Source organism: Microbacterium sp. Root166 (genome assembly GCF_001427145.1).
Lineage (GTDB): Bacteria > Actinomycetota > Actinomycetes > Actinomycetales > Microbacteriaceae > Microbacterium.
Window position 1 is genome coordinate 101,573 of sequence record NZ_LMGL01000001.1, and the last position, 12,224, is coordinate 113,796.

Consider the following 12,224-nt stretch of genomic DNA (forward strand, 5'->3'; position numbering starts at 1 on the left):
ACTCAGCCGTCGAACGGCCGCAGGATCCGGTCGATGAAGCGCCGTGTGCGCTCGTTCTTCGGCGCCGTGAACAGGTCCTTCGGCGCTCCGCGCTCGAGGATGACGCCGTCGTCGAAGAACAGCACCTCGTCGGCCACCTGCCGGGCGAAGGCGAGCTCGTGCGTGACGATCACCATCGTCCACCCCTCCTCCGCCAGCTCCTTGAGCACCAGCAGGACCTCGCCGACGAGTTCGGAGTCGAGCGCGCTGGTGGGCTCGTCGAACAGGAGGAGCGACGGCTGGAGCGCCAGGGCGCGCACGATTCCGACGCGCTGCTGCTGACCTCCGGAGAGCTCGAACGGATAGGCATCCCGCTTCTCACTCAGACCGACGCGCTCGAGCAGTGCCTCGGCCCGGGCGATCGCCTCGGCCTTGGGCACCTTGTGGGCGTACACGGGCCCTTCGATCACGTTCTGCAGCACGGTGCGGTGGGGGAAGAGATTGTGGTGCTGGAACACCATCGCCGAGCGGTCGCGCAGTGCGAGGCGATCACCCTTGGTCACCGGCTTCGCGAAGTCGATCTCCGGACCGCCCTCGAAGGACAGCACGCCGGCCTCGGGCGTCTCGAGTCCGTTGAGCGATCGCAGGACGGTCGTCTTGCCGGAGCCACTGGGCCCGATCAGCGCGACGACCTCTCCGCGGCGCACCTCGAAGTCGACGCCGTGCAGCACGGTGTTGGCGCCGAAGCTCTTCGTCAGTCCGCGCACGTGCAGGAGCGGACGGTCGTCGCCGGGTGCGGGCGGGGCGAGCGCGTCGCCGGAGTCGTCAGTGGGCGACATAGCGATCGAGCCTCCGTTCGATGGCGCTCTGCCCGGCGGAGAGCACCAGGCAGAACAGCCAGTAGATGAGGGCGGCCTCGAGGTAGATCGCCAGGAACTCGAAAGTGAACGCGGCGATCTGCTGCGCCACGCGGGTGAGCTCGGTCACCAGGATGACCGAGGCCAGCGAGGTGTCCTTCACCAGCGAGATGAAGGTGTTCGACAGCGGCGGCACCGACACCCGCGCCGCCTGCGGCAGCACGATGCGGGTCAGGGTCTGGGTCTGCGAGTACCCGACGGTGTGCCCGGCCTCCCACTGCCCCTTGGGCACCGACAGGATGGCGGCACGGATCACCTCCGCGGCGTACCCGCCCACGTTGAGCGAGAACGCGATGATCGCCGCCGGCCACGGGTCGATGACGATGCCCACCGACCCGAGGCCGAAGAAGATCACGAAGAGCTGCACGAGCAGGGGCGTGCCGCGGATCACCGACACGTAGAAGCGGGCGATGCCCGAGAGCACGCGATTCGGCGACAGGCGCAGCAGGGCGACGCCGAAGGCGATCACCAGTCCGAGCGCGAACGACGACAGCGCGAGCGGGATCGTGACCGTCAGACCGGCGAGGAGCAGGGGCCAGAACGAGTCGACGAGGAGCTGCCAGATGCCATCGTCATTCATGGACGGTCCTTCCTCCGGGCGGGCGGCACAGCGAAGCCGTCGCCCGCCACGTTAGGGCGGACGACGGCTCGATGGCTACTGCGTGACGTCGGCGCCGAAGTACTTCTCGCTGATCTCGGCGAGCACGCCCTCTTCGCGGAGCTCGGCGAGCGCCTCGTCAATGGCCTCGACGAGCGCGGTCTTGTCCTTCGTCAGGGCGAAGGCGTTGTAGGCGGGGTCGTCGGTCTCGGCGGCGATCTTCAGGCCCGTCGGGCCCTCGCTGGTCTCGTAGTCGAGGAAGGTGAGGTTGTCGTTGATCGTGGCGTCCACGCGACCCTGCTGCAGGAGCGCGACAGCCTGAGCCCAGCCCTCGACGGCTTCGACGTTGGCGCCGCTCTCCTGAGCGAGCTCGTACCAGTTGCTCGTCAGCGACTGCGCGGTGGTCTTGCCCTCGAGGTCGTCGAAGCTCGTGATCGAGTCGTCATCCTCGAGCACGACGATGACGCCGGGCGAGACGGTGTATGGCTCGCTGAAGAGGTACTTCTCCTCACGCTCCGGGTTGATCGACACCTGGTTCGCGATGACGTCGAAGCGACCGCCGTCGAGACCCGCGAAGATGGCGTCCCACTGCGTCTCCTCGAAGACGATCTCGAGGCCCAGCTTGTCGGCCACGGCCTCCGCGATCTCGACGTCGAAGCCGACCAGGTCGCCGGACTCGTCGTGGAAGGTGAAGGGGCGGTACGTGCCCTCGGTGGCGACCGTCAGCGTGCCGTCGGTGACCAGGCCGTAATCGGCGCCATCCGCGTCCGTGGAACCGGACGGCTCAGGTGCGGCGGAGCTGCACGCGGTGAGCGCGAGCGCGGCGGTGGTGGCGAGGACGACAGCGGTGATGCGACGGTATGACATAGGGGGTTCCTGGTCGATTGAGGGGCGTTGTGCGCCGGCGGGAGATTCCAGTACAACACGGGTTTTCGGGGCCGGGCGCGGAAAGTTACGCCCTGTTGCCACCCCTGGACTCGGCAGGGATTCCGGCCGCGAGCTCATCGAAGACGGCGCCTGCGTCATCGATGCGGGCGAGCCCTGCCGCCTGCCCCGCCCACAGTGCGACGAGGTCGCCGTCGCCGTTCTGGCCCGCCACCGCGCGGAAGACCCCGGTCAGCCAGTTCTGGGCGGGGAACGGCAGGATCCGGCCGGCGGTCTCGATCTCGCGCATGGCGCGATTCGGGATGCCGCGCGCCAGCCTGCCGCTCATCGCCCGGGTCAGCACCGTGTCGGTGTCGCCGGACGTGCTGATCGCGTCGCGGTGCGCCTGGGTCGCCGCCGACTCGGACGTGCGCAGGAACGCCGTGCCGACCTGCACGCCGGACGCGCCCAGCGCGAACGCCGCCGCGGCTCCGCGTCGATCGGCAATCCCGCCGGCGGCGATCACCGGGACGGCGACCGCATCGGCGACCTGCGGCACGAGCGCGAACGTGCCGACGAGCGAACGCTCGGGCGCTCGAAGGAACGACACGCGGTGGCCTCCCGCCTCGGCGCCGCTCGCGACGATGGCGTCCACTCCGGCCGCCTCGAGCGCGACGGATTCCGCGACGGTCGTGGCCGTTCCCACGATCCGGATGCCTCGGCCCCGCGCTGCATCGACGAGGGCCGGGGCGGGAACGCCGAAGACCACGCTCAGCACGGCGGGCGCGGCATCCAGGATCGCCTCCACCTGTTCGCGGAGCGGCGGCAGGAATCGCGCAGGAGCCTCGGGAAGCGGGACGCCGGCCGCCTCGAACAGCGGGGCGAGCGCGGTCAGCGAGGGCGCGAGGTCGACGTCTGCCGGGATGACCTCATCGCCAGTCGGGAGCCAGATGTTCACCGCGAACGGTCGGCCCGTGGCTGAGCGCAGCTGCGTGATCGTGTCATGGATGCGCTCAGCGGAGTAACCGTACAGGCCGTACGAGCCGAGCCCGCCCCGTTCGCTGACCGCTGCGGTCAGCTCGACGGAAGAAAGGCCGCCGAAGGGGCCGAGCACGAGGGGGACGTCGATGCCGAGCAGGTCCTGCAGTGTCGCGGTCGCAGCCATGGGTTCGACGCTACCCGCCGGAAACGACGAAGGGCCCCACCCGGAGGTGAGGCCCTTCGCATTATCGATCCGAGGATCAGATGGAGTTGACGTCCAGCGGGATGCCGGGGCCGAACGTGGTCGACACGGCGCCCTTCTGGATGTAACGGCCCTTCGAGCTCGAGGGCTTCAGGCGGACGATCTCCTCGAGAGCAGCGGCGAGGTTCTCGTCGAGCTGCTCAGCGGTGAACGATGCCTTGCCGACGACGAAGTGCACGTTGGCGTGCTTGTCGACGCGGAACTCGATCTTGCCGCCCTTGATCTCCTCGACGGCCTTGGCCGCGTTGGGGGTCACGGTGCCGGTCTTCGGGTTCGGCATGAGGCCGCGGGGGCCCAGCACCTTACCCAGTCGACCGACCTGGCCCATGAGCTCGGGCGTCGAGACGGCCGCGTCGAACGCGGTCCAGCCGCCGGCGACCTTCTCGATGAGCTCGGCGCCACCGACCTCGTCAGCGCCTGCGGCGATGGCGGCCTCGGCGGCCGGGCCCGTCGCGAAGACGATGACGCGGGCGGTCTTGCCCGTGCCGTGCGGGAGGATGACGGTGCCGCGCACCATCTGGTCCGCCTTGCGGGGGTCGACGGCGAGCTTGAGCGCGACCTCGACGGTCGCGTCGAACTTGGCCGAGCCGGTCTCACGCGCGAGCGCGACAGCCTCGGTGGGGGTGTAGAACTTGTCCGCCTCGATCTTGGCGGCAGCGGCCCGGTAGGCCTTGGACTTGGTTGCCATGATTCCTCTTACCCCTTAGTCCTCGACCGTGATGCCCATGGAACGGGCGGTGCCGGCGATGATCTTCGAGGCAGCCTCGATGTCGTTCGCGTTCAGGTCGGGCTGCTTCGTCTCAGCGATCTGCCGCACCTGCTCCTTGGTGAGCTTGGCCACCTTGGTCGTGTGCGGGGTCGACGAGCCCTTCTGAACGCCTGCGGCCTTCTTGATGAGCTCAGCAGCCGGCGGGGTCTTCAGGATGAACGTGAAGCTGCGGTCCTCGTAGACGGTGATCTCCACGGGGATGACGTTGCCGCGCTGCGACTCGGTCGCGGCGTTGTACGCCTTGCAGAACTCCATGATGTTGACGCCATGCTGACCGAGCGCGGGCCCGATCGGCGGCGCCGGGTTGGCTGCACCGGCATTGATCTGAAGCTTGATCAGGCCGGTCACCTTCTTCTTCGGTGCCATTCTTTTTCCTTTCATTCGAGCGGATGCCTGGGGCGATCCGTTCTCCCGCACACTCGGCGTTTCCGAGCAGCGGTTCCCCCGGGAGACCCGGGAAGTCTGTTTTAGAGCTTCGTGACCTGGTCGAACGACAGCTCGACCGGAGTCTCGCGCTCGAAGAGCGAGACGAGGACCGTGAGCTTGCCGCTCTCGGGCTTGATCTCGCTGATCGTGCCGGGAAGACCCGCGAACGAGCCCTCCTTGATGGTGATCGTCTCGCCGACCTCGAAGTCGATCTCGGCGGGAAGGACGCGCGACGCGGCGGTCTGGCCCTTCTTGGCGGCGCCACCCTTGGCGGGCACGGTCTCCTTGATTTCGACGAGGCTCTTCAGCATGTTGAAGGCCTCCTCGAAGCGGAGGGGCGTCGGGTTGTGGGCGTTGCCCACGAAGCCGGTGACGCCGGGCGTGTGGCGGACGACCGACCAGGTGTCCTCGTTGAGCTCCATGCGCACGAGCACGTAGCCGGGGATCCGGACGCGCGTGACCATCTTGCGCTGACCGTTCTTGATCTCGACGACGTCCTCCATCGGGACCTCGATCTGGTAGATCTCCTCTTCGACCTCGAGCGTCGACTTGCGCTGCTCGATGTTGGCCTTCACCTTGCGCTCGAACCCGGCGTAGGAGTGGATGACGTACCACTTGCCCGGGAGCATGCGCAGCTCGGTGCGGAAGGCCTCGTACGGGTCTTCCTCGGAGTCCTCGTCCTCGTCGGCCTCGTCGTCGGAGGACGACTCGTCCTCGTCGCCGTTCACGTCGGGGCCGTCGTAGGGGGTGACCTCGTCCGCGGCCTCGGCCTCGAGCTCGGCGACCTCTTCTGCGATGGAGTCGTTGAGCACCTCGGCGGCGGCCTCGGTCTCGGCTGCCTCGTCGAGGTTCAGGGCGTCGTTCACGATGGCGTCTGCCTCCGGGTCGTCGATGTCGATGTCGTCCAGGTCCGAGTCGTCCACGTCGGACTCATCCACGATGTGGATGGCGGCGTGCTCGGCCGGCGTGTTCGCGGCGGTCTCCTCGGCGAGGATGTTGCCCTCCTGGGCTTCGTCGTCCTCCGAGGACTGCTCGGCAGCCGTCGCCCAGTCGGCGTCGTCGAAAACTCTTTCAGACACTGCGTTCTCTTCCGTTCCATCCGCGGCAGGAGAAGATCTCCGCCAGCGTGGCCGTTCGCTTTCGCTGTTCCAGGCCGTTCAGGCGACTCAGGCGCCCGGCACTCCGAAGACATAGGCCGTCACCCAGACGAACAGGATGTCGAGGCCGTAGACGATCGCCATCATGATGACGACGAAGCCGAGCACGACCGCCGTGTACTTCAGGAGCTCCTGGCGCGTCGGGGTGACGACCTTGCGGAGCTCGGCGAAGACCTGGCGCATGAAGATGGCGATCCGCGCGAAGACGTTCGGCCTCTTCTCGCGGGGTGCGCCGCCCGTGGGGACGACCTCGCCCGTCGGCTCGCCTTGAACCATCGATGCCACCTGATTACCTTCCGTGTTCCGGCGTTCGCCGGGCCACTGTGTAGTCAACTACCGACCGTCAGGCCGGTGTTGCGCTTACGCGCAGGGCGGACAGGAATCGAACCTGCAACCTGCGGTTTTGGAGACCGCTGCTCTGCCAATTGAGCTACCGCCCTAGAGATCCGGAGACCTCGCAAGCCCGCGTTCTTCCCCGTACCAGAGCGAATGGGATCCGTCCCGGATGACGGGCACGGCGAAAGAATGCAGACTTCAACTGCATGCTCCAGTGTACGGCATGCCCCCCGGCCCCGCGAATCCGGGCCGGGCGCCTGGCGGTCTCCGACCGAGGCCCCCGGTCGTTGAGCGAGCGAAGCGAGACGAAACGCGTTACGGCAACCGCCGGGTGCGGGCACTCCACCCGATGACGGCCTCCAGGCCTCCCTGAATGAACGCCTCGCGCTTCGCGTGGCTCCAACCCTGAAGACGCTTTCCCATCCGAAGGCCTCGTCGATGCGGCTGAACTCACCAGACCAGGCGAGCGTGACAGGCAGCCGTCTGCGTGTGTACTCGGCGCCGAACCCGGCGCTGTGCTGCAGGAGTCGCCGACCGAGATCATGAGTGCTTCCTGCGTAGAGCGTCCCGTCGGAACAACGAAGGATGTATGCGAAAGCCATCCACGCACGCTACTCAGCCGCTCCGACACAGCGCGTTTCGTCTCGTCGCTTCGCTCCTCGCTCAACGACCGGGAGGTTCCGGTCGTTGAGCGAGCGAAGCGAGACGAAACGCGGGGGTCAGCCGTCAGGCGCCGACGCGGATGAGCTTCTTGTTGACGAACTCGTCCGCGGCCAGGAGCCCCATCTCGCGCGAGGTGCCCGAGCGCTTCACGCCGCCGAACGGCAGCCCGGGCTCATCGGCGAGCACGACGTTCACGTAGACCATGCCGGCGTCGATCTTGTCGGCCACCCGAGCCGCCTGCTCCTCGTCGGTGGTGAAGACGTACGACCCCAGGCCGAAGCTGGTGTCGTTGGCGATCTTCACCGCTTCGTCCTCGTCGGCGGCACGGTAGACGACGCCGACGGGTCCGAAGAACTCCTCGCCGTAGGCGTCCATCTCCGGGGTCACATCCGTGAGCACGGTCCCCGGGTAGTAGGCGCCGTCACGGGTGCCGCCCGCCACCAGGGTCGCGCCCTGCGCGACGGCCTTGTCGACCTGCTCGGCGAGCCGCTCGGCTGCTGTGAGCGACGAGAGGGGGCCGAGCACGGTGTCTTCCGCGAACGGGTCGCCGACCTTCGCCTCGGTCATCTTCGCCGTGAACTTCTCGAGGAAGGCGTCGTACAGCCCATCGACCACGATGAAGCGCTTGGCGGCGTTGCAGGACTGCCCGGTGTTGTCGAGGCGGGCGTCCACCGCCGCCTGCACCGCGCCCTCGAGGTCGTCGGTCGACAGCAGGATGAACGGGTCCGATCCGCCCAGCTCGAGCGCGACCTTCTTGAGGTTGCGCCCGGCGACCTCGGCGACGGCCGCACCGGCACGCTCGGAGCCGGTGACCGACACGCCCTGCACTCGGCGGTCCGCGATGATCGTCGCGGCCTGCTCGTTGGACGCATAGACGTTCGTGTACACGCCCTCGAGCTCTGCGTCGTGGTACATCGCCTCGATGGCGGCGGCGGACTCGGGGCACTGCCCGGCGTGCTTGAGGATGATCGTGTTGCCGATGACGATGTTCGGCGCGGCGAAGCGGGCCACCTGGTAGTACGGGAAGTTCCACGGCATGATGCCCAGGAGCACGCCCAGTGCCGAGCGGCGGATGACCGCGGTGCCCTCGCCGTCGATGTCGATCGGCTGGTCGCCGGTGATCTTCTCGGCGTGGTCGGCGTAATACTCGGTGATGTCGGCGGCGAAGTCGACCTCGCCGAGCGCGGCCTCCAGCGGCTTGCCCATCTCGCGCACGATGATCGCGGCGAGCTCGTCGCGCCGCTCGCGATGCAGCTCGGCCACCCGGCGGATGCGGGCCGCCCGCTCGGCGACGGACTCGCGCCGCCACGTGCGGAACGCGGCATCCGCTCCTGCGAGCACCCCCTCGAGGGCCTCGTCGGTGATCGTCGGGTAGGTGGCCAGGGTCTCGCCCGTGGCGGGGTTGACGACGGCGTACTCACTCATGGTGTTCTCTCTCCGATCGGATGTGCGGTTGATTCTGCCTCACCGGCGGGTGCGGCGGAGGCTGGGCGGTGCATCGAGCGAGAGGGTCTCGCCCTTGAAGAACGCGGGCCGCTTGACGGCCTGCCAGATCATGATCGCGACGCCGATGAGGATGACGGCGACGCCGAGGATGAACACGAGGCCGAGGCCGCCGATGTTCGATCCGCTGCCATAGTCCGGGTCCGTGCTGTCGATCAGCGTCGTCACGAAGAGCACCGCGAGGATCACTCCCCCGACCAGCGGGAACAGGAACGTGAAGAAGACGTTGCGCATGGAGTCGAACCACTGCTTGCGGAAGTACCAGACACACGCGAACGCCGTGAGGCCGTAGTAGAAGCAGATCATCATGCCGAGGGTGGTGATCGTGTCCCACAGCACGTCTTCGCTGATGAACCGCATCACCGCATAGAACGCGGAGGCGACGATCGCCGACACGATGGTGGCGTAGCCGGGGGTGAAGAAACGCGGGCTCACTGTCGCGAATTTCGGCGGCAGAGCCCCGTAGTGGCCCATGGCGAGGAGCGTGCGCGCCGGAGAGACGAAGGTCGACTGCAGCGACGCCGCGGAACTGGTGAGCACGGCGAGCGACACGAGCCATGCCACCGGGCCGAGGATGGGCCCCGACAGGTAGAAGAACACGTTCGACTGGATGTCCTCGTTGCCGAGCCCGAGCTCGCCGTCGCCGGTGCCCGCATAGGCCAGCAGCGAGACAGAGATCAGCAGGTACAGCAGAACGATGATCACGACCGTCAGGGTCGCCGCGCGGCCGGGTGTCTTCTCCGGGTTCTTCGTCTCTTCGTTCATCGTGAGGGTGACGTCCCAGCCCCAGAAGATGAAGATCGACAGCGACAGGCCGGCGACCACGGCGCCGAAGTCGCCCACCGCGAACGGGTTGAACCACGACAGCTCGACGGGGCTGGCGTCGAACGCATTGCCCTGCGCGACCTGCACGAAAGCGGCGATCGAGAAGCCCACCAGTAAGAGCACCTGGAAGCTGACCAGCACGTACTGGAGCTTCTGCGTGGTCTGCATGTCGCGGTACGACACGAAGGTCGCCCCGAGCATGAACAGCAGACATACGGCGACATTGATGAGCGGGTTGAACGCGAGGTCGGCGATCTCGGCCACACCGGTGATCTGCGCGATGAGGAGGAAGAGGAATTCGACGGCGATGCCCGCGAGGTTGGAAAGCACCAGGATCGTCGCCGCGATGAGTCCCCAGCCCGCCATCCAGCCGATCCACGGCCCGAACGCCCGCGTCGCCCATGTGAAGGACGTACCGGAGTCGGGCATGGAGCGGTTCAGCTCGCGGTAGCCGAACGCGACCAGCAGCATCGGGATGAACCCGACGAGGATGATCGCGGGGACCTGGAAGCCCACCTCCGAGACCGTGGGTCCGAGGGCGGCGGTGAGCGTGTAGGCAGGCGCGATGCACGAGATGCCGATCACCACGGCGCCGATCAGGCCGACCGTGCCGGCGCTCAGGCCCTTCTTGGACAGGCCGCCGGTCACGGGCTCCGCGATGACGACGTCGCTGTCGCTCTTCTTCCCGCTCATGATCGGGCACCCTTCTTCTTGCGTGTGCGGGGCACGACGATCATCGGCACCGGCAGCTCATGCAGCATCTTCGCCGCGGTCGATCCGAGGAACAGGCGCCGGGGGCGCGCGAGCCGGCTCGAGCCGACCACCGCGATCTCGCCCGGCTCCCAGCTGAGGTGCGAGACGGCCTCCTCGATGCTGTCGCCGAGCCCGACGACCGCCTCTGCGTCGATGTCCTTGGGCAGCGCCGCCCGCGCGTGGATGAAGACCTCGTCGGCGTGCATCGCGGCGGACTCGTTGCTCTCGATGCCCGCCGGCAGATCCACCGCGACGAGCGAGACGAGCCGCAGCTCGGCGCCCGTCGACAGGGCGAGGGCCAGCGACTCCTCGAGAAGGACGTCGGCGCCGGGCCGCAGCCCGACGGCTGCCGTGATGCGCGTGATGCCGACGGCGGGGTCGATCCGGCGCGCCCCCTCTGGCGCGAGCACGACGGGCACGTCGGCGGAGTGGAGCAGCTCGCTGGCGACGGTGCCGAGCCGGTGCCGGCCGCGCAGCCCGCCGTTCGCAGCGCCGACGACGATGTGCGATGCGTGCACCTCGTGCGCGGCCTCGAGGAGACCCGCGGCGAAGGACTCGCCGTAGCGGACGTGCGTGCTGGTGGCCACGGCATCCGGAATCTCAGCCGCGGCCTCATCCAGCCAGGCCTGCGCGCGTTCACCGACATAGCGGTCGTAGCCGGCGTCGGGCGGGGTGATGACGCTGCGGTCCTCACCGGGCAGTACGACCACCAGGTCGAGAGCAGAATCGGATGCCGCGGCCAGCCGCACCCCGAGCGAGAGCGCATCGCGCCCGGCGTCGGTGGCGGTGTAGCCCACGACGATGCGGCCGGTCATGCGCGCGTCTCCTCGACGATGTTCGCTGCGACGAGGCGTCCCATGCGGACGGCGCCGTCGACGTGCTGGTACCCGGCGCCCGCCATGTCGCTGCACGCGAAGTGGATGGGACCGACCGGCGTCCGCAGGTCGGCGCCGTAGCGGGTGAGTCCTCCCAGGTCGAAGCTGGCGGCGTAGGCGCCGCGTGTCCACTCCTCGGCACCCCAGTCGCTCTCGAAGTAGACGACCGGATGGAGCGCTTCGGGTCCGTAGTAGTGCGAGAGCGATTCGAGGATGCGCGCCTTGCGCTCCTCGGCCGAGACACGGAAGAGGTCGTCGGCGTTGCGGTCCGAGACGAACCCGACGAGGGTGCCGCGCTCGTCCCCGTGATTCGTGTTGTCATACGCCTCGTGCGAGATCTCGTACGGGCTGAAGGCGGTTCCCGAAAGGCCCTGCTCGCGCCAGAACGGCCGGTCGTAGACGGCGTGGACCTTGATGACGAAGCCCATCGATATGTGCTGGTGCATCTGCTGCTTCAGTCGCGGCAGCGGCGGGTTGAAGTCGATCCACGGGTAGAGGATCGGCGCGTGGGCGAGGATCACGAACCGCGCCCGCACGGTGACGTCGCCGTCGGTGACGATGGTGACGCCCGCGTCGGACCACTCCACGGTATGGACGGGCTGGTTCAGCAGCACGTCGTCGCCGAGGCGCTCCGCGAGCAGCAGCGGCACCTGCTGGAGCCCGCCGACGACGCGCTCGTCGAGGATGTAGTCGGCGTCGACCAGGTTCGAGAAGCTGCCTGCGCTGGCCGCCATGAGAAGCGCCTGCAGCGCCGAGAACGCGTACGCCGGCTTGGTGAGCATCGCGCCGGCGATGAAGAGGGCGATGTTGTCGCGCGCCTCCTGGTCGTCGGTCTGCTCCTCGAGCCAGGCCTCGAACGAGACACGGTCGAGCTCCTCGGCGTCGGGGTGCTCCCACGGCTTGTCGGGGTCGACCTCGGCGACCATGGCGTCGAGCTTCTCGATGAGCGTGACCATCGCCTGCTCGGTCGCCGGCGGCACCGGGAAGATCTCACCGGTGAAGCGCGTGAGCTCCCCCGCCTCGTTCACGTAGACGGAGTCGCCCTCGCGGTAGCGGCGGTACGTCTCGAGCCCGAGCTCGGCGAGCGTCTCCTTCAAAGCCTCCTGATCCGGCGACACCCACTGCCCGCCGATCTCGAGCATCGCCCCCTCGACGACGTCGGTCCACAGGCGCCCCCCGACGCGATCCCGAGCCTCGAGGACGACGACCGACAGCCCCGCCTTCTTGAGCTCGTTCGCGGCGGTGAGGCCGGCGGCTCCTGCTCCGACGATGACGACGTCTCGGGTCAGCTCTCTCACTGTGCACTCCTTCGTGGC

12 protein-coding genes, 1 tRNA gene and 1 pseudogene are annotated in these 12,224 nt (G+C 68.1%); all 14 read right to left on the minus strand.

Features of this window, described 5'->3' with window-relative positions:
* Window positions 1–2: 2 nt before the first annotated feature.
* Window positions 3–818: an amino acid ABC transporter ATP-binding protein gene (locus tag ASD56_RS00460; RefSeq protein ID WP_055959953.1), complete on the minus strand. Its 816-nt coding sequence runs from the start codon at window positions 816–818 to the stop codon at window positions 3–5.
* Window positions 805–1,476 carry an amino acid ABC transporter permease gene (locus tag ASD56_RS00465; RefSeq protein WP_055959956.1) on the minus strand — a complete coding sequence of 224 codons (672 nt, stop codon included), beginning with the start codon at window positions 1,474–1,476 and terminating at the stop codon, window positions 805–807. Before ASD56_RS00465 ends, ASD56_RS00460 begins: the two co-directional genes overlap by 14 nt.
* 75 nt (window positions 1,477–1,551) lie before the next feature.
* On the minus strand, window positions 1,552–2,361 hold the full coding sequence (locus ASD56_RS00470; protein WP_055959958.1) for an amino acid ABC transporter substrate-binding protein: 810 nt from the start codon (window positions 2,359–2,361) through the stop codon (window positions 1,552–1,554).
* 85 nt (window positions 2,362–2,446) lie between these two features.
* Complete coding sequence (locus ASD56_RS00475) at window positions 2,447–3,523, minus strand: NAD(P)H-dependent flavin oxidoreductase (protein WP_055959961.1); 1,077 nt, start codon at window positions 3,521–3,523, stop codon at window positions 2,447–2,449.
* Between the two features lie 76 nt (window positions 3,524–3,599).
* Entirely contained in the window at window positions 3,600–4,289 is a 690-nt protein-coding gene (rplA, locus tag ASD56_RS00480) for a 50S ribosomal protein L1 (RefSeq protein ID WP_055959964.1), read from the minus strand.
* Between the two features lie 15 nt (window positions 4,290–4,304).
* The gene (gene rplK, locus ASD56_RS00485; protein ID WP_055959966.1) at window positions 4,305–4,736 is read right to left on the minus strand and encodes a 50S ribosomal protein L11; all 432 of its coding nucleotides are present in this window, start codon (window positions 4,734–4,736) and stop codon (window positions 4,305–4,307) included.
* A gap of 101 nt (window positions 4,737–4,837) precedes the next feature.
* Window positions 4,838–5,875 carry a transcription termination/antitermination protein NusG gene (gene nusG, locus ASD56_RS00490; protein WP_055959969.1) on the minus strand — a complete coding sequence of 346 codons (1,038 nt, stop codon included), beginning with the start codon at window positions 5,873–5,875 and terminating at the stop codon, window positions 4,838–4,840.
* Between the two features lie 87 nt (window positions 5,876–5,962).
* On the minus strand, window positions 5,963–6,229 hold the full coding sequence (gene secE / locus ASD56_RS00495; RefSeq protein ID WP_055963362.1) for a preprotein translocase subunit SecE: 267 nt from the start codon (window positions 6,227–6,229) through the stop codon (window positions 5,963–5,965).
* Between the two features lie 91 nt (window positions 6,230–6,320).
* Window positions 6,321–6,393 (minus strand) — tRNA-Trp (locus tag ASD56_RS00500).
* 324 nt (window positions 6,394–6,717) lie between these two features.
* Window positions 6,718–6,891: pseudogene (locus ASD56_RS16610) on the minus strand (GIY-YIG nuclease family protein); the annotation flags it as partial.
* A gap of 124 nt (window positions 6,892–7,015) precedes the next feature.
* Complete coding sequence (locus ASD56_RS00505) at window positions 7,016–8,377, minus strand: NAD-dependent succinate-semialdehyde dehydrogenase (RefSeq protein ID WP_055959972.1); 1,362 nt, start codon at window positions 8,375–8,377, stop codon at window positions 7,016–7,018.
* 39 nt (window positions 8,378–8,416) lie between these two features.
* The gene (locus ASD56_RS00510) at window positions 8,417–9,973 is read right to left on the minus strand and encodes an APC family permease (protein ID WP_055959975.1); all 1,557 of its coding nucleotides are present in this window, start codon (window positions 9,971–9,973) and stop codon (window positions 8,417–8,419) included.
* Window positions 9,970–10,848, minus strand: coding sequence for a universal stress protein (locus ASD56_RS00515; protein WP_055959979.1), 879 nt, complete (start codon window positions 10,846–10,848; stop codon window positions 9,970–9,972). The genes ASD56_RS00510 and ASD56_RS00515 overlap by 4 nt, the downstream gene beginning before the upstream one ends.
* On the minus strand, window positions 10,845–12,206 hold the full coding sequence (locus ASD56_RS00520) for a flavin monoamine oxidase family protein (RefSeq protein WP_055959982.1): 1,362 nt from the start codon (window positions 12,204–12,206) through the stop codon (window positions 10,845–10,847). The genes ASD56_RS00515 and ASD56_RS00520 overlap by 4 nt, the downstream gene beginning before the upstream one ends.
* Between the last annotated feature and the right edge of the window lie 18 nt (window positions 12,207–12,224).

Excerpts from the sequence above, each read along its gene's own strand:
- ASD56_RS00515 (WP_055959979.1), bottom strand. The coding sequence starts at position 10,848 with ATGACCGGCCGCATCGTCGTGGGCTACACCGCCACCGACGCCGGGCGC.
- rplK (WP_055959966.1), bottom strand. The coding sequence starts at position 4,736 with ATGGCACCGAAGAAGAAGGTGACCGGCCTGATCAAGCTTCAGATCAAT.
- ASD56_RS00470 (WP_055959958.1), bottom strand. The coding sequence starts at position 2,361 with ATGTCATACCGTCGCATCACCGCTGTCGTCCTCGCCACCACCGCCGCG.
- ASD56_RS00505 (WP_055959972.1), bottom strand. The coding sequence starts at position 8,377 with ATGAGTGAGTACGCCGTCGTCAACCCCGCCACGGGCGAGACCCTGGCC.
- ASD56_RS00510 (WP_055959975.1), bottom strand. The coding sequence starts at position 9,973 with ATGAGCGGGAAGAAGAGCGACAGCGACGTCGTCATCGCGGAGCCCGTG.
- ASD56_RS00465 (WP_055959956.1), bottom strand. The coding sequence starts at position 1,476 with ATGAATGACGATGGCATCTGGCAGCTCCTCGTCGACTCGTTCTGGCCC.
- ASD56_RS00460 (WP_055959953.1), bottom strand. The coding sequence starts at position 818 with ATGTCGCCCACTGACGACTCCGGCGACGCGCTCGCCCCGCCCGCACCC.
- rplA (WP_055959964.1), bottom strand. The coding sequence starts at position 4,289 with ATGGCAACCAAGTCCAAGGCCTACCGGGCCGCTGCCGCCAAGATCGAG.
- ASD56_RS00475 (WP_055959961.1), bottom strand. The coding sequence starts at position 3,523 with ATGGCTGCGACCGCGACACTGCAGGACCTGCTCGGCATCGACGTCCCC.
- secE (WP_055963362.1), bottom strand. The coding sequence starts at position 6,229 with ATGGTTCAAGGCGAGCCGACGGGCGAGGTCGTCCCCACGGGCGGCGCA.